This is a genomic window from Rhizobium sp. S152 (genome assembly GCF_030380735.1).
In the GTDB taxonomy this organism is placed as follows: domain Bacteria; phylum Pseudomonadota; class Alphaproteobacteria; order Rhizobiales; family Rhizobiaceae; genus Rhizobium.
This window is the reverse complement of sequence record NZ_JAUDRZ010000025.1, coordinates 431,653-451,983: the sequence shown is the minus strand read 5'-3', so window position 1 is coordinate 451,983 and position 20,331 is coordinate 431,653. Positions and strand designations below refer to the sequence as shown.

Here is a 20,331-nt window from a genome sequence, read left to right as displayed (position 1 = left end):
TGCTAGATGGGGTATCAGGAACCCCTTCGAGTGGCATTCTACCATGATTTGAAAGGATGAAAGCATTGGGATAACAGCCGGACCGCACTTGCTCGTTTTCCTGTTGCTTCTGCCTTTTCTCGGCAGTCTTCTATCGGTGCTGTCGCTAAGGACGGCATCGCGCCGCCTTCCGGCGGGAATGGCCGGCGCGGTCATTCTGCTTTCCCTGTTGCTGACAGCCAGCCTCTATCCGCAGGTGTCGGGCGGAAAGGTCATTCGCTTCGACCTCCCGTGGCTGCCCCAGCTCGGGCTCGACTTCACCTTGAGGCTTGATGGTTTCGCATGGATTTTCGCCATGCTCATCACGTCAATCGGGCTGCTGGTCGTTCTCTATGCCCGATACTACATGTCGCAGGAAGATCCGGTACCGAGGTTCTTCTCTTTCCTGCTTGCCTTCATGGGGGCGATGCTGGGGATCGTCATTTCCGGTAATGTGATCCTGCTCTCTGTGTTCTGGGAGCTGACGAGCATCTTCTCTTTCCTGCTGATCAGTTACTGGCACAACAATCCCGCAGCGCGCGATGGCGCCAGAATGGCGCTGACCATCACCGGTATTGGCGGGTTCTGCCTGTTGATCGGGCTCATTTTGCTCGGCAACATCGTCGGCAGCTACGATCTCGACAAGATCCTTGCGTCGGGCGACGCGATCCGCAGTCATTCGCTCTATCTGCCGGCATTGATCTTCATCCTGCTCGGCGCATTGACGAAGAGCGCGCAATTCCCGTTTCACTTCTGGCTTCCGAATGCGATGGCAGCTCCGACCCCGGTGTCGGCTTTCCTGCACTCGGCCACGATGGTCAAGGCTGGCGTGTTCCTCCTCGTCCGTTTCTGGCCTGTGTTGTCGGGCACCTACGAGTGGTTCTGGCTCGTCGGAGCGGCAGGCATCACGACATTGTTGCTCGGCGCTTATTTCGCCATGTTCCAACGTGATCTGAAGGGCTTGCTTGCCTATTCCACCATCAGCCACCTCGGTCTGATCACGACGCTGCTCAGCCTAGGCAGCCCGTTGGCCACTGTGGCGGCAATCTTCCACATGCTCAACCACGCGACTTTCAAGGCATCGCTGTTCATGGCGGCCGGCATCATCGATCATGAGACCGGAACGCGCGACATGCGCAAACTGAGCGGATTGTTCAGGTTCATGCCGTTCACGGCAACGCTGGCAATCGTCGCGAGCGCCGCCATGGCCGGCGTGCCGTTGTTGAACGGGTTCCTGTCGAAAGAGATGTTTTTCGCAGAAGCGGTCGAAACGCACGCGGATTCTATCCTCGATAGGATACTGCCTTACGTCGCCACCCTTGCCGGCGCCTTCAGCGTTGCATACTCGCTACGCTTCATCCACACGGCGTTTTTCGGCCCACCGCCGACAGACTTGCCGATCGCCCATCCGCATGAACCTCCTCGGTGGATGCGCTTTCCGGTCGAATTTCTCGTGGTGCTGTGCCTTGTTGTTGGTATCATTCCCGCGTTCTCGATCGGCCCATTTCTCCATAGCGCCGTCGTCAGCGTGCTGGGAGCTGATACGCCCGAGTACAGCCTCTCCATCTGGCATGGAATTAACCTGCCGTTGATCATGAGCGCCATCGCACTCGTCGGCGGCGTGGCGATCTATATGATCCTGAAGGACTATCTCTCCCGTTGCGAAGATGGACCGCCAGTGTTGCGCAGGCTCAAGGGACAACGCATTTTCGAGCGCGTCATCGTAGAGGTGTCTTGGCGGTGGGCGCGTGTTGCGGAACGGCGGCTAGGGACGCGCAAGCTTCAACCGCAGTTGAGGTGGCTCGTACTCGCGGGACTCGCGGCTGGAGTACTTCCTCTCTATCTGCGCGGTTTCGAGCATCGCCCATTCGCTTATGGCGGTATGGATCCCGTATTTGCGGCGCTGTGGCTGATCGGCGCATCGCTTGCAATCGGAACGGCTTACATGGCCAAGTATCATCGCTTGGCGGCGTTGATCATGCTTGGTGGTGTCGGCTTGATCGTGTGCGTCACTTTCATCTGGCTTTCGGCGCCGGATCTCGCCATCACCCAGTTGCTGGTGGAGATCGTGACCACCGTTCTGATCCTGCTTGGTCTTCGGTGGCTTCCGAAACGTTCGGAAGACATCAGCGAATCCATGACCATCAGAGCCCGCTTTCGCCGTTTCCGGGATTTCGCGCTCGCGGTGATCTGCGGCGTTGCCATGTCGGCGATCGCCTATTCCGTCATGACGATGCCGGTGCCGGACGCGATCGCCAATTACTTCCTGGAGCATGCCTATACGCTCGGCGGCGGAAAGAACGTGGTGAACGTCATTCTCGTTGATTTCCGTGGCTTCGACACGCTCGGCGAAATCGCCGTGCTTGGGGTCGTTTCGCTCACCGTCTACGCCTTGTTGCGTCGTTTCCGGCCGGCCGCCGACAGCATGGAAATGCCGGAGCAGCAGCGGGTTCAAAATCGCTTCGACGAGGAACGGCCCGAACGCTCCGCCGGCGACACTGTCCGCGACTACCTCTTGGTTCCGTCAGTCATCATGCAGTGGCTCTTTCCTGTTATCATCACATTCGCGATCTACCTCTTCATGCGCGGGCATGATTTGCCGGGCGGCGGGTTCTCGGCGGGGCTGACCCTCTCCATCGCGTTCTTGCTGCAATATCTGGCAGGAGGCACGCGCTGGGCCGAGGATCGCATCCGTATCCTGCCGTTGCGCTGGATGGGGGCAGGCCTGATGACAGCCGTGCTGACCGGGATTGGCGCCTGGTTCATGGGCTATCCGTTCCTCACGTCGCACTCCCGCTATCTCGACATCCCTCTGGTGGGAAAAGTGCCGGCAGCCACGGCGCTATTGTTTGACCTTGGCGTTTTCTCGCTGGTGGTCGGATCGACCGTGCTGATCCTCGTGGCGCTGGCGCACCAGTCTCTTCGCATCAACCGTCTGCGGGCGATCGAAGCCGCCAAATCGGAGGAGCGCTGATGGAACTGGTTCTTTCGATCGCCATCGGCATCATGACAAGCTGCGGCGTGTGGCTAATCCTGCGTCCGCGTACCTATCAGGTTATCGTTGGCCTTTCCTTGCTCTCCTATGCTGTGAACCTCTTTATTTTCGGTGTCGGCGGGGTGAAGGCAAATGTTCCGCCGATTCTCGGCAATGATAACCCAGCAGTGCTGGCCGATCCCGTGCCGCAGGCTCTGGTCTTGACGGCTATTGTTATCGGCTTCGCGACCACGGCCTTGTTTCTGGTGGTGCTTCTAGCCTCTCGCGGGCTCACCGGAAGCGACCATGTCGATGGGAGAAATGAGCCGAAATGAACGGTTGGTCGCATCATCTTATCATTGCGCCGGTTCTGATCCCGTTGATCGCCTGTGCCATCCTTCTCGCGATCGACGAACGCCGACGCGTGGCAAAGGCAATGGTCAGCCTGGCTGCCGCGGTCTTGCTGACGCTGGTCGCGCTCGTGCTTTTCCAGATCGAGAGCGGACCGAACGGCTTCGAGGGTGTCTACCTCGTCGGCAATTGGGCGGCACCCTTCGGGATCGTCCTCGTGCTCGACGGCCTGTCGGCCCTGATGCTGTTGCTGACAGCGGTTCTCGCTGTCTCCGCACTGGTTTTCTCGCTCGCACGCTGGCATGCGGTAGGCGCGCATTTTCACAGCATGTTCCAACTGTTGCTGATGGGCGTGAACGGGGCCTTCCTTACCGGCGATCTGTTCAATCTCTTCGTCTTCTTCGAGGTGATGCTGGCAGCATCCTATGGATTGCTGCTGCATGGATCGGGACCGCTGCGCGTAAAGGCGGGCATGCACTACATTGCCGTCAACCTTGTCGCGGCGCTTCTGTTCCTGATTGGCGTCAGCCTCATTTATGGGACGGCGGGCACGCTCAACATGGCGGATCTGGCCGCGCGCATACCCGAAATCGAGCCCGACCGACGCATGCTGATGGAGGCAGGCGCGGGCATTCTCGGTATCGTCTTCCTGATCAAAGCCGGTATGTGGCCGCTCTGCTTCTGGCTGCCGACGGCCTACAGTGCCGCGTCCGCGCCCGTTGCCGGGATTTTCGCCATCATGAGCAAGCTCGGCATCTATGTGATCCTCCGCTTGACGATGCTTCTTTTCGGCGAAGGCCCTTCGGCAGGCTTCGGTGCGCCAGTGCTTCTTTATGGCGGCGCTGCGACGCTGATCTTCGGGATCGTCGGCGTTCTGGCGTCCCAGGCGCTTGGCCGAGTGGCGGGCTTTTCGGTACTCGTCTCCTCTGGCACCCTGTTGATGGTTCTGGGTATCAGTGACGGGGCGGTATCCTCCGGGGCGCTGCTCTATCTCGTCAGCTCGACGCTGACGATCAGCGCCTTCTTCATGCTTATCGAGCTGGTGGAGCGCGGCCAGGACGCCGGCGCGAACGTGCTGGCCGTGACCATGGAAGCCTATGGCGATGCCGATGACGAGCCGGCCAACGAAGAGGAAGGCGTGACCATGCCGGGCACGATGGCGGTGCTTGGGATCTGCTTCGCTGCTTGCGGTATCCTGTTGTCCGGCCTACCGCCGCTGTCTGGCTTCATTGCCAAGTTTGCCATGCTGTCGGCGATGATGGGAACGGGTGCGATCGGTGTGCCGCCGACCGCGGCAATCTGGTCGCTCGTCGTGCTTGTCATCCTTTCCGGCATTGCCGCGCTGATCTCGATGACGCGTGCGGGCATTCGCACTTTCTGGAGCTCGATCGAGGGAGCGGTGCCACGGGTGCTGGTCATCGAGATCGTCCCCGTGCTCTTCCTTCTCGGCCTGACGCTTGCACTAACGGTTCAGGCAGGTCCCGCCATGCAATACATGGATACGACCATTCGCACCCTTAGCAAGCCGGCGCTCTATATCGATGCGGTTACGGGCGCGTTGCCGATCGAAGGCGTCAAATCAGGAGCGGAGAGCCACTGATGCTGCCCTATCCGATCCTCACCCTTGGCCTGCTGCTGATGTGGCTGCTGCTCAATGGCTTTACGGCAGGCCATCTGCTGCTGGGCCTTGTCGTTGCGGTATTCGCGAGCTGGGCGATGGCATCGCTGCGGCCCGAACGCACGCGCCTCAAGAAATGGTATCTTCTGCCGAAGCTCGTTGGCATCGTTCTCTACGATATCGTGAAATCCAATATCGCCGTGGCCTGGATCATCCTTCGCAGCGGTAGACGTCGGCACCGCCCCGGCTTCCTCACGATCCACCTGGATATTCGAAGCCAGTTCGCGCTGGCTGTTCTGGCGGTGATCCTGACCAGCACACCGGGATCAGCCTGGCTGGAATATGATTCCAACGACCATTCCGTGCTTCTGCATGTCCTCGACATCGACAATGAGGGCGTCTGGCGTGATATGATCAAGAACCGATACGAGCGATTGCTGTTGGAGATTTTTGCATGAGCGCGATCATTCTCTTTACCGCGGTATCGATTGCCCAGGTCATGCTGATAGCCGCGATGGCGATCGTGTCGGTGCGGATGTTCGTAGGCCCGCGCGCGCAGGATCGCATCATCGGCCTCGATACCTTCTACATCAACGCGATGCTGCTGCTGGTAACCTTCGGCGTCGGAACCGGGCGCGTCGTCTATTTCGAAGCCGCACTGGTGATCGGCATGATCGGTTTCGTCGCGAGCGTCGCCCTGGCGAAATTCCTCATGCGCGGCGAGGTGATCGAATGATGTATTCAGCTAGCGACCTTCCTGTCTGGGTGGCGGTAATCGTTGCCTTCTTTCTCGTTCTCGGCGCGTTGCTCGCGCTCATCGGCGCCGTCGGATTCCTGCGCCTTCCGACCTTCTACGAGCGTATCCATGCCCCTACGCTGGGAACAAGCTGGGGCATCGGCGGCATCATGCTCGGATCGATGATCTTCTTTTCCATCGCATCGCAGCGCCTGGCCATCCATGAAGTTCTCATCGGGATTTTCGTGACGGTGACGACACCGGTGACTTTGATGATGCTCGCCCGCGCGGCGTTGCATCGCGACAGGGTCGAGAAGAAAGCCAACGTGCCGCAAAAGCATGGCACCGAAGCGGAATAGCCGTCGGCATTCGAGCGCTCGGGCATACAACCGTCAACACGCGTTAAGCATTCGTTAGTCAGCTTGGTCAGCGCTGTTTCGGTTTCAGGAACCTACTGAGACTTCGGAACTTTATCCCTACACGATGGTTGGACGGTTGTAGGCCACGCTTGGTCTCGTCGGAACAGCCTTGAAGTGCGCACTTCCGCTTTTGACCATGGGCAAAAAAGCCCGTCAGGACATAACGGAGGAAAAAATGATGTACTTGAAACCGGCTATCGCCGCGTTGGCTGCCAGCTGCGCCTGCGCGCTCATTCCATTGCAAGCCGCCGCATTTGATATTGGTGGTTCGAACGGTGTCAGCGTCAACGGGAGTGGTGGCGGGCTGAACGTGTCTATTGGTGGCACGAATGGCGTGAACGCCACGGTGGGTGGTGGCTCCAATCTCGCAAATGTGTCTGTCGGCGGCGCCAGCGGCATCAACGCCGATGTCGGCGGAAACTCGACCGGGGGCCTCGGTGTCAACGCATCGGTTGGCGGCTCGGGCGGAATCAACAGCGTTACATCGGTCGGCGGCAGTAATACCACAGGAGGCCTGGGCGTTGGCACGACCGCCACCGTCGGTGGATCAAACGGCATCAATGCTGATGTGGACGCGGTGGTTGGAGGATCTAACCTCGCGACAGTCGGTGCCATTGCAAATGTAGGGGCGGGCGACAACACGCTGGCCGATATCAATGCCAACCTCGCAGTCGGTGGCGGCTCCGCAGGTTCCGGCACGGGCAGCTCGAACAGTATTCTCGATCTCGGCACGAACGCCACAATCGGCGGCGCGAACGGCGTGAACGCAGATGTTGGCGCGACCGTCGGCGGCTCAAACCTTGCCACGGTGGATGCCATGGTCAATGTCGGAGGCGGAGACAATACACTCGCCGACGTCAATGCGAATATTGCTATCGGCGGCGGCTCTGCCGGTTCCGCAGCCAGCAATCCGACGGGAGTTGTTGATCTCGGTACGACGGCCAGTATTGGCGGAGAGAACGGCGTGAATGCCGATGTCGGCGCCACCGTTGGCGGTTCAAATCTCGCGACGGTGGACGCGATGGCCAATGTCGGGGCCGGCGATAACACGCTCGCCGACGTCAATGCCAATATTGCCGTTGGAGGAGGCTCCACTGGTTCCGTAAGCGGTGGCTCGACAAGCGGCAGCCTTGTCGACGTTGGTGTCAATGCCAACGTCGGCGGTTCTGATGGCGTGAGCGCCGATGTCGGTGCCAACGTTGGCGGCTCGGGCCTCGCGAGCGTGGATGCCATGGCCAATGTCGGCGCGGGTGATAATACACTCGCCGAAATCAGCGTCGATATTCCGGGTACCGGTTCCGTTGGACCGGGTACCGTGGATCCGGGAACTCCTGGTACCGGCAGCAATCCCGGCAATGCCAACCAAGGTGTCGATCGTGGCCGCAGCCTCGCGATGATCAACGATATGTCCGCCCAGGATCGCGCAAAGGCGAAGACACGTTGCAAGGACGTTGTGAGTTCCGGCGGTTTCGAGGCCAGCCTGGTCAGCCTGTGCAAAATGGTGATCGCCACCCGTTGACGGCTTCAATGACATTCAGGGCGCCGAGACGGGCGCCCTGTTCGCGTGCGAGCTCACCTTCGGTCAATCAAAGCCACTTGAAAGAGGCTCTGCCTCGCCGGTCGAGGTCGTGCAAGGAAATAGCAGCGGAGAGGCCGCTTGACGGTTCCGAAAGCTGGAGACTGCCCTTGCCGGCGACGAGCGACAAAAATCGGGGACACCCGCGTAGCTTGCCGCCGCCGGCGCTGATCGTGAAAATGCACGACCCTGAAAGCGTCGTCCCGTATAAACTCATTCGGCCACTTCTCGGCATGCTCTGATCCTGTGCGCTGCGTGCCGTGCCGTTTAGTTCAGTTTTGATTCACCAATATGACGGCCGCAACAGTCACGCGGGTGACGTCTTCAGCCCTAGTCGAGCATGACCATGTGCGCAGGCAATTGTTCTTCAAAGAACTTCGAGAACGTTGCGATGCGCGGCGGCAGTGCCTGGTAAGGTGGGTAATAGAGCGTCAGCCAGAGTTCCGGCGGCGACCAGCCGCGCAAGATGTGCACGAGACGCCCACCATGGATATGCTCGGCGATATTGAAGCCGGGCAGCAGCGCTACGCCGGCGCCGTCGGCCGCCATGTCGGCGAGAACCTCGCCGTCGTTGGCGCTGAACGCTCGCCCCGCCGTAATTGTCAGGCTTGAGCCGCCGTCAGACAAGATCCAGTTTTCCCGGCGACTCTCGCCGCTATACGCCAGGCAGTCGTCCGGAGTGAGCTCGCTCGGATGCTCCATCTCCGTAAACCGGCTACCCGGTGCCGCCACCAGGATTCTCGGAACCGCGCGTATCTTGCGCCAGATCGTGAACTTGTCCGAGGGCGCCGAAGAGATGCGGATCGCGAGGTCGTAGTCGTCATCGACGATGTTCACTAGCCCGTCGGACAGCGAAATCTCGAAAGACATCTTCGGATAGAGTTGCCGGAAACCCGACAGGATCGGAGGCAGCACGGTCTTCCCCAGCCAGGTCGGCGCGCTGATCCTCAGGCGTCCCTGATCGGCCTTGTGCGCATTCCTGACATCGCGGCGGGCGCTTTCAAGTGCTGCCACGGCCGGCTGGATCTGCGCGGCAAACACCGCGCCATCCGTCGTGAGCGACACCTGGCGGGTCGTGCGCACAAACAACTGTACGCCGAGATCCTCCTCCAGCGCGGCGATCGCGCGGGTGACGGCCGCCGGCGTCATGTCCAGTTCGCGAGCCACCTGGGCGAAATTGCGCTTCTCGGCGGCGAGCAGGAAGGTCTTCAGGACTTTATAGTCATTCATCTCAATTATTTCAAAAATCGCAATTCATTCGAAAAAAATATTGCAATTCCGCGAGGTAATCAACCCCGGTAGAACTGTCCTCAACGAAACGGACAACGCCAACGAAGAAAGGCACCGGCCATGATCAAGGACATCAAGGGACTGCACCACGTCACCTCAATGGCGTCGAACGCGCAGCAGAACAACGCATTCTTCACCGACACGCTCGGCCTGCGCCGGGTCAAGAAGACCGTCAACTTCGACGACCCAAGCGTTTATCACCTCTACTATGGCGATGAACAGGGCACGCCGGGCACCGTCATGACATACTTTCCTTTCTCCCACATGATGGCCGGTCGCCCCGGCGTCGGCGAGGTTGGCGAAACCCAGTTCTCGATTCCCAAGGGATCACTTGGTTTCTGGAAGGACCGCCTTACCGCACAAGGCGTTGGGGGTCTCGCGACGGATGCCGTCTTCGGTGCCGGTCGCCTGCGCTTCACGGGTCCCGACGGTGATGCACTGGCTCTCGTTGAAGCAACCGATGACGCACGCACGCCGTGGATCGCCGCAGGAATTTCCGCCGACAACGCGATCCGAGGCTTTGCCGGCGCTCGCTTCAACTTGCATGATACGGCATCTACCGCGGAACTGTTGGGCTTCATGGGATATCAACGCGCTGAGACTGAAGGTGACGTGACCCGCTTCATCATTCCGGGGGGCAACGGCGCCGATACGATCGACCTCGTCGCTCTTCCGCAGACGCCGTTCGCTCGGCAGGGCGCCGGCTCCGTGCATCACATTGCCTTCGCCGTCGAGAACCGCGAAAAGCAGTTGGAGGTGCGCAAGGCGCTGATGGATACCGGCTATCAGGTGACCCCCGTCATCGACAGGGATTACTTCTGGGCGATCTACTTCCGCACTCCCGGCGGCATCCTGTTCGAGATTGCCACCAACGAACCGGGCTTCGATCGCGACGAGGACACGGCGCATCTTGGCGAAGCACTGAAGCTGCCGAGCCGCTACGAGCCTTTCCGCAACAAGATCGAGTCTGGCCTCGTACCGCTTGCAGCCTAAACCGCGGCCTCCACCAAGCTCGCTTATCGACAATCAATTTCACCTTCAAGCGGCTGCCTGAGCAGGCAGCCGACCGCCGAAGGCTTACCGATTTCCAACCGCCGCGCGCCGGCATCAGTCAAACAGGAGTCATAAAATGTCCAAGCTCGAAGTTCTCACCCCGGCAAACAGCCAGCTTATCTTCATCGACCAGCAACCGCAGATGGCCTTCGGCGTGCAATCGATCGACCGCCAGACGCTGAAGAACAACGTCGTCGGTCTCGCCAAGGCCGCCAAGATCTTCAACATTCCAACGACGATCACGAGTGTCGAGACCGAATCCTTCTCCGGCCACACCTTCCCGGAACTGCTGGCCGTCTACCCGGAGAACGACATCCTCGAGCGCACCTCGATGAACTCCTGGGATGACCAGAATGTACGGGATGTCCTGGCCAAGAACGCCGCCGACGGCCGCAAGAAGATCGTCGTCTCCGGTCTCTGGACGGAGGTCTGCAACACGACCTTCGCGCTTTCCGCCATGCACGATGTACCTGAGTATGAGATCTACATGGTTGCCGACGCCTCCGGCGGCACTTCCACGGACGCACACAAATACGCCATGGACCGCATGGTTCAGGCCGGTGTCATTCCGGTTACCTGGCAGCAGGTCCTGCTCGAGTGGCAGCGCGATTGGGCTCGCCGCGAAACCTATGATGCTGTCACCTCGATGGTGAAGGAGCATTCAGGCGCCTATGGCATGGGCATCGACTATGCCTACACCATGGTCCACTCGGCCGCCGAGCGTGTCGCCCACGGCAAGCGCATCGGGCCGAACCCGGCGAAGTAATCCTGCCACCTGACCGCCTCGATGGAAATGCCGTCGGGGCGGTAGCCGTCTCTCATCAGGAAACACGTCATGAAGCTCTATCTCATGTCACTCGGCGCCGGACTGCTTGTCGGCCTGGTCTATAGCCTCCTCAATGTGCGCTCGCCGGCGCCGCCGGTCATCGCGCTCATCGGCCTCCTAGGAATTCTGGTCGGCGAGCAGATTATTCCTCTCGCGAAGGACCTTTGGAGCAAGGAGCCGGCGGTTACCTCCTGGATCGGCCAGATCAAGCCCCACATGTTCGGCCATCTGCCGAAAGGGGAAGGCCGCAATGACGTTGTCGTGTCTCGCCAAGCTCAGCTGAAATCTGATAGCTGACGCCGCAAGGGGAGATTCGCATTGCGGCGGAGAGGGCATCTGTCAATCCGGCGCAAAGCTTTGAATTCAATCGCAATAATGAAGCCAGGAGCATATCACATGTTCGCCGACCTCATCCTCCACCACGGTCTGTTCACCACGCTCGATCGCAGCAATCCGACGGCCAGCGCCGTTGCCATCAAGGACGGAACATTTCTCGCCGTCGGCAACGACAGCGAGATCATGGCGCATGCCGGCCCCGATACGAAGATTATCGATCTCAAAGGCAAGCGGGTTCTTCCCGGTTTGATCGACAACCACACCCACGTCGTCCGCGGCGGCCTGAACTTCAACATGGAACTGCGCTGGGACGGCGTGCGGTCGCTGGCCGACGCGATGGACATGCTGAAGCGCCAGGTGGCGATCACGCCGGCACCGCAATGGGTGCGCGTCGTCGGCGGCTTCACCGAGCATCAGTTCGTTGAAAAGCGACTTCCGACGATCGAAGAGATCAACGCGATCGCACCAGATACGCCGGTCTTCCTCCTGCACCTCTATGACCGGGCGCTGCTCAATGGCGCAGCACTTCGCGCCGTCGGCTATACCAGGGATACGCCCAACCCTCCCGGCGGCGAGATCACGCGAGATGCCAACGGCAATCCGACGGGCATGCTGCTCGCCAAGCCGAATGCCGGCATTCTCTATTCGACGCTCGCCAAGGGACCGAAGCTGCCCCTCGATTACCAGGTCAATTCGACGCGGCATTTCATGCGCGAACTCAATCGCCTCGGCGTCACCGGTGTCATCGATGCCGGCGGCGGCTTCCAGAATTATCCGGACGATTACGAGGTCATCCAGAAGCTATCGGACGAAAACCAGATGACGGTTCGTCTGGCCTACAACCTGTTCACGCAGAAGCCGAAACAGGAAAAGGAAGACTTCCTCAACTGGACCTCGTCGGTCAAATACAAGCAGGGCAACGACTACTTCCGCCACAACGGTGCCGGCGAGATGCTGGTGTTCTCCGCCGCCGACTTCGAGGACTTCCGCCAGCCGCGTCCCGAAATGGCGCCGGAAATGGAGGGCGAGCTCGAGGAGGTCGTACGTGTGCTTGCCGAAAATCGCTGGCCCTGGCGTCTGCACGCCACCTATGACGAAACCATCTCGCGTGCGCTCGACGTCTTCGAGAAGGTCGACAAGGATATCCCGCTCGAAGGCCTCAACTGGTTCTTCGACCACGCCGAGACCATTTCCGAACGCTCGATCGACCGCATCGCGGCGCTTGGTGGCGGCATCGCCACCCAGCACCGCATGGCCTATCAGGGTGAATACTTCGTCGAGCGCTACGGTCATGGCGTCGCCGAGGCGACGCCGCCGATCAAGCGCATGCTCGAAAAGGGCGTCAACGTCTCCGCTGGCACTGACGCCACGCGCGTTGCGTCCTATAATCCTTGGGTCTCGCTCTCCTGGATGGTGACCGGGAAGACCGTTGGCGGCATGCAGCTTTATCCGCGCGCCAACTGCCTCGATCGCGAAACGGCACTTCGCATGTGGACCGAAAAGGTCACATGGTTCTCCAACGAGGAAGGCAAGAAGGGCAGGATCGAGAAGGGCCAGTTCGCCGACCTCGTCGTACCCAGCAAGGACTTCTTCGCCTGCGCGGAAGACGAGATTTCGTTCCTGACGTCCGACCTCACGATGGTTGGCGGCAAGATCGTCTACGGCGCCGGGGATTTCAAGGTGCTTGACGAAAGCAACATTCCGCCGGCCATGCCCGACTGGTCGCCGGTGCGCAAGTTCGGCGGCTACGCGGCTTGGGGCGAACCTGAAGGTGCCGGCCGCAATTCCCTACGCCGAACGGCAATCGCATCCTGCGGATGCGCCAGCGATTGCGGCGTTCACGGCCATGATCACGCCGGCGCGTGGACCTCGAAACTGCCGATCGCTGATCTCAAGGGATTCTTCGGCGCACTCGGCTGCTCTTGCTGGGCTGTTTGATTTATGTAAGTCATTACTAACGCTTTTCTCGGGCAGCGGTTACCGCTGCCCGTTTTTTTGTTGTCTCTCGATGCTTGCGGATCATGTCTGCAGCAGTTTCTTATAATTGCGGAAAATGCAATTAAATCGAAACAATTGATGCAATTGTTGTGGGCAATAACTCAGGGCAATATCTCTCCATCAGACGAACACAGCGCCACTCGAAACGAGACGGCGGATATCGCAGGAGTAGACATGAGCAACCACAATTTCCCCATCACCCGCCGCGATGCGCTCCTGGCAGGCGCCACTGTCGTCGCCGCAATGACCCTTCCCAACACGTTCAACGTCGCAGCAAATGCTGCACCCATCTCCAACCCAACTGAAGGAAATACGACCATGGGCTTTATCACCACCAAAGACGGCACCGAGATCTTCTACAAGGACTGGGGCTCCAGGGACGCTCAGCCGATCATGTTCCACCATGGCTGGCCGCTGTCTTCGGACGACTGGGACGCCCAGATGCTGTTTTTCCTCTCCAAGGGTTACCGCGTCGTTGCTCATGACCGCCGCGGCCACGGCCGTTCTCAGCAGGTCGCCGATGGTCACGATATGGACCACTACGCAGCCGACGCCTTCGCCGTCGTCGAGGCACTGGACCTGAAGAACGTCATCCATATCGGCCATTCCACCGGCGGAGGCGAGGTTGCCCGCTATGTCGCGAAGTTTGGCCAGCCCTCCGGCCGCGTTGCCAAGGCTGTTCTGGTTTCCGCAGTGCCGCCGCTGATGCTGAAGACGGAGAGCAATCCAGAAGGACTGCCGATTGAAGTATTCGACGGTTTCCGCTCGGCGCTGGCCGCCAACCGCGCTCAATTCTTTCGCGATGTACCGGCCGGTCCGTTTTACGGCTTCAACCGCGAGGGTGCGAAGGTTCAAGAAGGCGTGATCCAGAATTGGTGGCGCCAGGGCATGATGGGCGGTGCCAAGGCGCACTACGATGGCATCAAGGCCTTCTCTGAAACGGACCAGACCGAAGACCTGAAGGCGATCACTGTTCCAACGCTCGTCCTTCACGGTGAGGACGACCAGATCGTGCCGATTGCCGACTCCGCGCTGAAGTCCGCCAAGCTGCTGAAAAACGGTTCGCTGAAGACCTATCCCGGCTTCTCGCACGGCATGCTGACAGTCAATGCCGATGTGCTCAATGCCGATCTCTTGGCTTTCGCCAAGGCTTGATCCGATCCCGGCCCGCCGCCGACCAACCGTCGGCGGGCCAGCATCTTCAGCGACCCCATAAAACAGATTGGATAATATTATGAAGTTTCCCTCGCTCCCGCTTCTCTTGAGCTTCAACGGCGGCTACGTCGACACACTTGGCTTCCTTGCACTTTCCGGGCTTTTCACTGCCCATGTGACCGGCAACTTCGTAACTTTCGGCTCCACGGTGGCGCTGGGCACAGCGGGTGCCCTTCCGAAGCTTCTGGCACTTCCCGTGTTCTGCGTGGTGGTCTTCCTTACGCGTTTGAGCGGGCTTTGCCTGCAGCGTCGCAACCTGCCTGTCGTGAAGCCGCTGTTGTTTGCCAAATTCGTGTTGCTCACCATAGTTGGCGCTTACGCACTCTATCACGGTCCGTTCGTTTCGAGCGAAGGCCTCGTCATGTGCGTCGTCGGCATGATCCTCGTTTCCGCAATGGCGATTCAGAACGCTGTTCACCGGGCACATCTGCCAAAGGCGCCCCCCTCGACACTCATGACGGGAACGACCACCCAGATCATGCTCGATCTCGCCGACCTGCTTGCCGGCGTGAAGGGTGAGCAGACGGAAGCGGCGGCCGCACGCATCAAGCGAATGATCGTTGCCGTCGTGGCCTTCGCCGTCGGCTGTGGCCTTGGTGCCCTTGGTTTCATTCTCGCACCGGCCGGCGCCTTCGTGGTCCCTGCGGTGGTCGCAGCGCTCGAACTGTTCCGCGACCCGGAAGGATCCGAAGCCTGACTACATTTCATCAGTCGCCGTTCCGCCTGCGAAACGGCGGCTACGGCCACTTCTCGTAGGTTTATTGATCGATTCGACATTCAACTATTCATGGAGTATCGATATCGTTGGGGCTGTAGTCGTATCGGGGGATGCGCGGAATGAGGAACAGCAACAGCATATTTTTGTGCATGCAAAGCGCAGCAAGGTGCCGTAGACGCGGTGTCTGGCTTGCAACTTTCGCCGCAACCATACTGGGTCTCGCGGCGCCCATGTCAACGCAGGCCTCGGACATGATGCCAGCCTTGGCGCCGCAGCCGAGCGAACAGCAGCCGGATCATTGGACATTTTCCTTCGCTCCCTATCTCTGGCTCTCCGGCATAACGGGCGACACAGGCGTCTTCGGATTGCCGACAGTCCATGTCGATGAGAGCTTCGGCGATATTCTGAAAGATATCGACTTCGGCTTCGCCGGCGCCGGTGAGGCGAGATACGGCGATTTCTCCATTCTGACGGACATTTCCTATGCGCGCATTACCAGCGGCTCCGCCACACCGCGTGGCGTCCTTGCCGATAGCGTCGGTCTCAAGCAAGAGACATTTACGACGATGCTGGGTGTCGGCTACACGGTCCTTGAGGACCAGCGGGGCCGTCTCGATGTAACGGCGGGAGCCAAGCTGTGGTGGACGGAAACGACCATTGCGTTTCATGGCGGTCCACTCGGCGGCATTTCCGGGCGTGATGATGCCGTATGGGTCGACGGTGTGGTCGGCGTCAGAGGCGTCTATTCACTTACCCAACAGTTCTATCTCACCGGTTGGGGCATGATCGGCGCGGGTGGCGCGGATATCGACTGGGACGTCATGGCGGGGCTCGGTTACAATTTCAAAGACAGCATCTCCGCGGTCGTTGGCTACCGTGCGCTTGGTGTCGATTATTCCAACGGCAGCCTTACCAACGATATTGTTGAACATGGGCCGATCGTCGGGGTCGTATTCCGTTTCTAGGACGCGACCGACGAAATGCGGTGTGTCAGGCGGAGATGCGCCGACCGTAGCCAGCCATCTCTCGCCGCGCGGCCCAGAGCAAGCCTATGAGGAGTGGGATCTTGATGACCATCAGGAGTAGCAGCAGGCCGAAATTGTCGGGTGAGTAGTCCGCTCTGACCAACGCCTCGCGGACATGGCCGACCGCGACGCAGGGCGGCCTGAGCAGTTGTCGCGGGCTCAGCTGCAATGAAAAGGAAGAAGAGTATGTCTGATCGTCGGGCTTCATATCGCAGCGCTCCCGCAGGGCAGATGTCGCGCTGATCGCGCAGTCGATGGCCGAGGCACAGGCAGGCATTGACTAAGTCCGCTTCTTAACGTGGCGGCTGATTTTCGTTTTGAAGGAAGCCGAAATGTAACATTGGAGGAGGATCGCAATGACACACATATATGCTTTTGGATTGGCGCTCGCGGGCTCACTGACCTTGATGAGTGGCATCGCCGCTGCACAGGAAGCCAGGAAGCCGCATGTTCCGCTCGAAAAGACGATCGGCCAGGTCACTCAACAGGCGCCGGCGGCAGCGCTTCTGGTGCTGAACGCTGATGGCGCCAAGCTGGAAGGTGACAAGCTGGTTCTCACTGGCGTTTCCGCGAACGCGATCGTTTTCTCCGACCGGCCCGTTCGAGCCGCGGGTCATCTTGCGACCGACGAGATCGTCAAGCAGTGGAACAGCGGACCTGACAGTTTCGAGAAAGATCCGCCAAACGCCACCGTTTCGGTCCTCGGCGGGGGATCGGATGTGAGTGATGCGGTCGTAACCCTGAGGGCTCCCAAACTCGACGGCGCGACGCTGACCTTCGATGTTACGGTGCTGGAGGGCAATCTCGCGGGTACAACCGGACCGGCTGCGGTCTTCATCGACCACTGGCGCGGCTGGAACAATGCCGGGTGGTATGCACTTGGCGCGGCTTCAGGTGCGGCGATCGGAGCAAGCCTGGCGGCGCCGCGTTACGTTGCACCCTACTATCCGCCTGCCTATTACCCGCCGATTGCCGCGGATCCTTGCCCTCCCGGCTATTGGCTCGGCCCATGGGGGCATTGCCGCGACACGCCGTATCATGGCCGCCTTCCCAACGGCACCTGGCAGTAGGGACGGCGCCTACGTCAGGACGCGCCACGCAACACCGCAACGTCGTTGCCACCGGGCCGACTTCTGTCGAATCCCGGCATCTGGTGATGACGACGCAAGCGCACATTCGGGGCAGGCGACGACATATGGACGCTGCCGCTCCGCGCATACCGGAAACCGATGACATCAGGCTTCAGTATAGGCTCTCCCCGCCTCCCGGCATCCGGGGGAAGAAAATCGCCCGCTTCGGGTCAACGTCGTATTGAGCTTCGAAATCTGTTGCGTCGGCTGCCAGCCGTGCCACGGAATCGAGGATGAACTGCACCTTTTCATCCGTCAGCAGAACGCTGAAGTTCAGCCTGATAAATCCCGGCTTCCGAAGCTCGTCGCCGGAGAGAATGGCTTCTCTGATCGCTTCTGACTGCTCGTCGTCGATCGACAGCAGTCGGTGGACGTAGGGCCCTGCGCAAGCACAGCCGCCGCGCGCCTGGATGCCGAACCGGTCGCTCAGCATGCGAGTAATCAATTGCTGATGAACAAAGCCGCCCTTTCCGTTTTTCACCCTGAAGGAAAAGATCGGCAAGCGATCGGGCTCGGAAAGGCCGAGGATCTCGAGTTGTGGCACAGCTTTCCAGGCGCTGAACGCGCGCAGCGTCAGTTCGCGGTTGCGAGCGGCCATCGTTTCCAACCCGATCGCGTCCTTGACGATAAAGGCGAGCGCCGCGCGAATATCGCCAACGACATTCGGCGTCCCGGCTTCCTCGCGCGCTTCGATATTGTCGCTGTAGTCATGCGCCAGCGCCGAGACAAACTTCACGGTGCCGCCACCCGGCCACGACGGTGCGCGCGTCGTGACGCTATCACGGCGAAGGATCAAAATTCCGGATGCGCCGGGTCCGCCGATGAATTTGTGCGGCGACACGACGATGGCGTCGATCTCGGCACCGGTGGCAGGCGACATCGAGATAGGGACATAGGGTCCGGCGCCTGCATAGTCCCAGATCATTTTCGCGCCGGCCGCGTTCGCCATGCGGGTGATGGCGGCAATATCGCTTGTTATGCCCGTTATGTTGGATGCGGCGGACATCGTACAAATGAGGAGATCCGGTGAGCCGTCCTCGAGCGTTGCCTTCAATGCGCGCAGGTCGGGGCCTCCATCTGGATCTTCGGGAATTTCCACGATTTGCGCGCCACTCTCACGCCAGGGCAAAATATTGGAATGGTGTTCGTAAGGCCCGATGATCACTCTCACATGCTTGTCGGCCGCGACGGCGTCGGTGACGCCATAGAGCTTCACCAGCCGGTTGATGGCGGAAGTTGCGCCGGAACCGGTGAAGATAACCGCGTGCCTGTCTGTGGCGCCGCAGGCGGAGGCGATGACGGCGCGTGCTTCTCGGCGCAGCCTCGTCATGAAGCCGCCACAGTGCGAGGCCTCGGTATGGCTGTTGGCGTAATAGGGAAGCACTTCCTCCAGCACGAAATCTTCGATCTGGCGGAGTGCCCTGCCGGAGGCGACATAATCGGCATAGACGAGAGGGTGCTCGCCATAGGGACCGGCGATCGTCGCGTGTGATCCGATGAGCCCGTTTCCGAGATCGGCAACGCAGCCTTTCGGCAGGTGTTGACGGAACTGGGCGAGGGGCGATGTGACCTGTCTCGCCGACGCAAGCGCGTTATCCACGATGATCTCCTTGGCTCGGATATTGACATCGATCATATCCTAGCCAAAACTCGAAAAACCCACCTATATTTTGAGAATAAACTCACAAAGCGGGTCAAATGAGCGGCGATCTCACAAAAATAGATGCATTCGATATGAAGATCCTGTCGGTCGTTCAACTCGATGCCGGCCTGTCGCAACGTGATTTGGCCGAGAAGGTTGGTCTATCGCAAAATGCCTGCTGGCGGCGGCTTCAGCGACTTCAATCGCTTGGGCTGATTCGCGGGTCGCACACGGATATCGATCTTCAGGCCCTTGGCCTTGACCTGACTGTCTTCGTGATGATCCGCACGCGTCACCATTCCAAGGAATGGAGTGACGGCTTCCGCACGCATGTAAGCCGCCTGCCTGAAGTCATCGACTTCTATCGCATTGGCGGAGATTGGGATTATCTGATCAAGGTGGTGACCAAGGGTATGTCCGGTTATGATGCTTTCTACCAGAAGCTGATCACCAATTTTGACCTCGCAACGGTCACCGGCTTTTTTTCGATGGAAGCGATCATCAATAATCGCCCGGTCGATATCGTTCGGCTGCGATAAAAGCTGTGCGTGCCCCGCAAACAACCAGAGCGTATTGCATCTTCTCGTTTAATAGGCGACAGCTGTTCTCGTATCTGGGGACGAACCCTGGGACGGGGAACGGGAGTGAATGAACGCGCATGTCATGCGAAGAAATGGAAGCGCTACGCAAGCGTCTCGGCATAAAGCTCGCGCTGCTAGCCCGCGCGTGGCGGCGCGCTATAGACTGCGCCCTCTCGGATCTCGGCCTGACCGATGCGACTTGGGCACCGCTTCTGCATCTCAACGAATACGGCGAGGGCGTCACCCAGAAGGAGCTTGCCTTTCGAGTCGGCATTGATGCATCGACACTCGTGCGCGTCTTGGACATTTTGAGCGAGCGCGGACTGATCAAGCGCACAGCCGATGCCGATGATCGGCGGGCTCGCAAGATTTATCTGACGACCGCTGGCCGCAAAGTCCTCAGTGATCTTCAGTACGCTCGGGACGCGGTTGATGCCAAGGTGCTAGCCGATGTCGACGACCAAGACATCCTCGGCCTAGTGAAGGTCTTCAAGAAGATCGATAACCGACTTCAGGAGATGCAGCGCTCGCCTCGCGTGGGAGAGACCTAGACTAACATCGTTCGGTCAGCTGGAAGCCTTCACTTCGCCTCGCCGCCTCATATGCGCGGCGGCTCGAGCACTTCTCTCATCGTTAACGTTTACCTAAACATCAAAATCGCCTTGTTTTCACATTGACGGTTTGTAATATTGTTTTGGTATATAGCGTCGAGAATAGTGAAATATACTGCGAATTGTGTAACGTTGTCCTTCGTTTGTTCTCGATTATTGTGTGTCGGAAACGTGGTATCGTCAGTGGCTGATTAAGTATCCGCGGCAGATCGGC

Annotated in this window: 20 protein-coding genes; 17 read left to right on the top strand and 3 right to left on the bottom strand. The window is 59.6% G+C overall.

Annotation, left to right across the window (positions count from 1 at the left end):
* Positions 1 to 70: 70 nt before the first annotated feature.
* From QTL95_RS18770 to QTL95_RS18740, 7 genes are all read left to right on the top strand, one after another.
* The gene (locus QTL95_RS18770) at positions 71 to 2,992 is read left to right on the top strand and encodes a monovalent cation/H+ antiporter subunit A (RefSeq protein ID WP_442981320.1); all 2,922 of its coding nucleotides are present in this window, start codon (positions 71 to 73) and stop codon (positions 2,990 to 2,992) included.
* Complete coding sequence (locus tag QTL95_RS18765) at positions 2,992 to 3,327, top strand: Na+/H+ antiporter subunit C (protein WP_289721427.1); 336 nt, start codon at positions 2,992 to 2,994, stop codon at positions 3,325 to 3,327. The genes QTL95_RS18770 and QTL95_RS18765 overlap by 1 nt, the downstream gene beginning before the upstream one ends.
* Positions 3,324 to 4,943, top strand: a complete 1,620-nt coding sequence (locus tag QTL95_RS18760) for a monovalent cation/H+ antiporter subunit D (RefSeq protein ID WP_289721426.1) — start codon at positions 3,324 to 3,326, stop codon at positions 4,941 to 4,943. Before QTL95_RS18765 ends, QTL95_RS18760 begins: the two co-directional genes overlap by 4 nt.
* The gene (locus QTL95_RS18755; protein ID WP_289721425.1) at positions 4,943 to 5,419 is read left to right on the top strand and encodes a Na+/H+ antiporter subunit E; all 477 of its coding nucleotides are present in this window, start codon (positions 4,943 to 4,945) and stop codon (positions 5,417 to 5,419) included. Before QTL95_RS18760 ends, QTL95_RS18755 begins: the two co-directional genes overlap by 1 nt.
* Positions 5,416 to 5,697: a K+/H+ antiporter subunit F gene (locus tag QTL95_RS18750; RefSeq protein WP_289721424.1), complete on the top strand. Its 282-nt coding sequence runs from the start codon at positions 5,416 to 5,418 to the stop codon at positions 5,695 to 5,697. The genes QTL95_RS18755 and QTL95_RS18750 overlap by 4 nt, the downstream gene beginning before the upstream one ends.
* The gene (gene mnhG, locus QTL95_RS18745; RefSeq protein WP_289721423.1) at positions 5,694 to 6,056 is read left to right on the top strand and encodes a monovalent cation/H(+) antiporter subunit G; all 363 of its coding nucleotides are present in this window, start codon (positions 5,694 to 5,696) and stop codon (positions 6,054 to 6,056) included. Before QTL95_RS18750 ends, mnhG begins: the two co-directional genes overlap by 4 nt.
* A gap of 169 nt (positions 6,057 to 6,225) precedes the next feature.
* Positions 6,226 to 7,635 carry a beta strand repeat-containing protein gene (locus QTL95_RS18740; protein WP_289721422.1) on the top strand — a complete coding sequence of 470 codons (1,410 nt, stop codon included), beginning with the start codon at positions 6,226 to 6,228 and terminating at the stop codon, positions 7,633 to 7,635.
* A gap of 387 nt (positions 7,636 to 8,022) precedes the next feature.
* Here QTL95_RS18740 and QTL95_RS18735 read toward each other — a convergent pair whose 3' ends face one another.
* Entirely contained in the window at positions 8,023 to 8,922 is a 900-nt protein-coding gene (locus QTL95_RS18735) for a LysR family transcriptional regulator (RefSeq protein ID WP_289721421.1), read from the bottom strand.
* 120 nt (positions 8,923 to 9,042) lie between these two features.
* Between QTL95_RS18735 and QTL95_RS18730 the strand changes: the two genes are divergently transcribed.
* The 7 genes from QTL95_RS18730 to QTL95_RS18700 all read left to right on the top strand — a co-directional run bounded on the left by QTL95_RS18730 (position 9,043) and on the right by QTL95_RS18700 (position 16,093).
* A complete protein-coding gene (locus QTL95_RS18730; RefSeq protein WP_289721420.1) occupies positions 9,043 to 9,975 on the top strand; it encodes a VOC family protein in 933 nt (310 codons plus the stop codon).
* Positions 9,976 to 10,111: 136 nt separating this feature from the next.
* A complete protein-coding gene (locus tag QTL95_RS18725; protein WP_289721419.1) occupies positions 10,112 to 10,801 on the top strand; it encodes a hydrolase in 690 nt (229 codons plus the stop codon).
* A gap of 69 nt (positions 10,802 to 10,870) precedes the next feature.
* Positions 10,871 to 11,158 carry a XapX domain-containing protein gene (locus QTL95_RS18720; RefSeq protein WP_289721418.1) on the top strand — a complete coding sequence of 96 codons (288 nt, stop codon included), beginning with the start codon at positions 10,871 to 10,873 and terminating at the stop codon, positions 11,156 to 11,158.
* 99 nt (positions 11,159 to 11,257) lie between these two features.
* Positions 11,258 to 13,135, top strand: coding sequence for an amidohydrolase (locus QTL95_RS18715; protein ID WP_289721417.1), 1,878 nt, complete (start codon positions 11,258 to 11,260; stop codon positions 13,133 to 13,135).
* Between the two features lie 378 nt (positions 13,136 to 13,513).
* Positions 13,514 to 14,350 (top strand): alpha/beta fold hydrolase, encoded by an 837-nt coding sequence (locus QTL95_RS18710; protein ID WP_336622291.1) that lies wholly within the window; start codon positions 13,514 to 13,516, stop codon positions 14,348 to 14,350.
* 79 nt (positions 14,351 to 14,429) lie between these two features.
* Entirely contained in the window at positions 14,430 to 15,107 is a 678-nt protein-coding gene (locus tag QTL95_RS18705) for a YoaK family protein (RefSeq protein ID WP_289721415.1), read from the top strand.
* A 272-nt stretch (positions 15,108 to 15,379) separates the two neighbouring features.
* Positions 15,380 to 16,093: a DUF481 domain-containing protein gene (locus QTL95_RS18700; protein WP_289721414.1), complete on the top strand. Its 714-nt coding sequence runs from the start codon at positions 15,380 to 15,382 to the stop codon at positions 16,091 to 16,093.
* A gap of 25 nt (positions 16,094 to 16,118) precedes the next feature.
* Here the strand turns inward: QTL95_RS18700 and QTL95_RS18695 are convergent, their stop codons facing one another.
* Positions 16,119 to 16,361 (bottom strand): DUF6790 family protein, encoded by a 243-nt coding sequence (locus QTL95_RS18695; RefSeq protein WP_289721413.1) that lies wholly within the window; start codon positions 16,359 to 16,361, stop codon positions 16,119 to 16,121.
* A gap of 148 nt (positions 16,362 to 16,509) precedes the next feature.
* Between QTL95_RS18695 and QTL95_RS18690 the strand changes: the two genes are divergently transcribed.
* Positions 16,510 to 17,223: a hypothetical protein gene (locus QTL95_RS18690; RefSeq protein ID WP_442981323.1), complete on the top strand. Its 714-nt coding sequence runs from the start codon at positions 16,510 to 16,512 to the stop codon at positions 17,221 to 17,223.
* Positions 17,224 to 17,395: 172 nt separating this feature from the next.
* Here the strand turns inward: QTL95_RS18690 and QTL95_RS18685 are convergent, their stop codons facing one another.
* Positions 17,396 to 18,919 carry an aminotransferase class V-fold PLP-dependent enzyme gene (locus tag QTL95_RS18685; RefSeq protein ID WP_289721412.1) on the bottom strand — a complete coding sequence of 508 codons (1,524 nt, stop codon included), beginning with the start codon at positions 18,917 to 18,919 and terminating at the stop codon, positions 17,396 to 17,398.
* A gap of 62 nt (positions 18,920 to 18,981) precedes the next feature.
* Here QTL95_RS18685 and QTL95_RS18680 point away from each other — a divergent pair, with 62 nt between their 5' ends.
* Entirely contained in the window at positions 18,982 to 19,464 is a 483-nt protein-coding gene (locus QTL95_RS18680) for an Lrp/AsnC family transcriptional regulator (protein WP_289721411.1), read from the top strand.
* A gap of 119 nt (positions 19,465 to 19,583) precedes the next feature.
* Positions 19,584 to 20,057, top strand: a complete 474-nt coding sequence (locus QTL95_RS18675) for a MarR family winged helix-turn-helix transcriptional regulator (RefSeq protein ID WP_289721410.1) — start codon at positions 19,584 to 19,586, stop codon at positions 20,055 to 20,057.
* The last annotated feature ends 274 nt before the right edge of the window (positions 20,058 to 20,331 follow it).

Excerpts from the sequence above, each read along its gene's own strand:
- QTL95_RS18765 (WP_289721427.1), top strand. The coding sequence starts at position 2,992 with ATGGAACTGGTTCTTTCGATCGCCATCGGCATCATGACAAGCTGCGGC.
- QTL95_RS18760 (WP_289721426.1), top strand. The coding sequence starts at position 3,324 with ATGAACGGTTGGTCGCATCATCTTATCATTGCGCCGGTTCTGATCCCG.
- QTL95_RS18755 (WP_289721425.1), top strand. The coding sequence starts at position 4,943 with ATGCTGCCCTATCCGATCCTCACCCTTGGCCTGCTGCTGATGTGGCTG.
- QTL95_RS18750 (WP_289721424.1), top strand. The coding sequence starts at position 5,416 with ATGAGCGCGATCATTCTCTTTACCGCGGTATCGATTGCCCAGGTCATG.
- mnhG (WP_289721423.1), top strand. The coding sequence starts at position 5,694 with ATGATGTATTCAGCTAGCGACCTTCCTGTCTGGGTGGCGGTAATCGTT.
- QTL95_RS18735 (WP_289721421.1), bottom strand. The coding sequence starts at position 8,922 with ATGAATGACTATAAAGTCCTGAAGACCTTCCTGCTCGCCGCCGAGAAG.
- QTL95_RS18730 (WP_289721420.1), top strand. The coding sequence starts at position 9,043 with ATGATCAAGGACATCAAGGGACTGCACCACGTCACCTCAATGGCGTCG.
- QTL95_RS18725 (WP_289721419.1), top strand. The coding sequence starts at position 10,112 with ATGTCCAAGCTCGAAGTTCTCACCCCGGCAAACAGCCAGCTTATCTTC.
- QTL95_RS18720 (WP_289721418.1), top strand. The coding sequence starts at position 10,871 with ATGAAGCTCTATCTCATGTCACTCGGCGCCGGACTGCTTGTCGGCCTG.
- QTL95_RS18715 (WP_289721417.1), top strand. The coding sequence starts at position 11,258 with ATGTTCGCCGACCTCATCCTCCACCACGGTCTGTTCACCACGCTCGAT.
- QTL95_RS18710 (WP_336622291.1), top strand. The coding sequence starts at position 13,514 with ATGGGCTTTATCACCACCAAAGACGGCACCGAGATCTTCTACAAGGAC.
- QTL95_RS18705 (WP_289721415.1), top strand. The coding sequence starts at position 14,430 with ATGAAGTTTCCCTCGCTCCCGCTTCTCTTGAGCTTCAACGGCGGCTAC.
- QTL95_RS18700 (WP_289721414.1), top strand. The coding sequence starts at position 15,380 with ATGATGCCAGCCTTGGCGCCGCAGCCGAGCGAACAGCAGCCGGATCAT.
- QTL95_RS18695 (WP_289721413.1), bottom strand. The coding sequence starts at position 16,361 with ATGAAGCCCGACGATCAGACATACTCTTCTTCCTTTTCATTGCAGCTG.
- QTL95_RS18690 (WP_442981323.1), top strand. The coding sequence starts at position 16,510 with ATGACACACATATATGCTTTTGGATTGGCGCTCGCGGGCTCACTGACC.
- QTL95_RS18685 (WP_289721412.1), bottom strand. The coding sequence starts at position 18,919 with ATGATCGATGTCAATATCCGAGCCAAGGAGATCATCGTGGATAACGCG.
- QTL95_RS18680 (WP_289721411.1), top strand. The coding sequence starts at position 18,982 with ATGAGCGGCGATCTCACAAAAATAGATGCATTCGATATGAAGATCCTG.
- QTL95_RS18675 (WP_289721410.1), top strand. The coding sequence starts at position 19,584 with ATGTCATGCGAAGAAATGGAAGCGCTACGCAAGCGTCTCGGCATAAAG.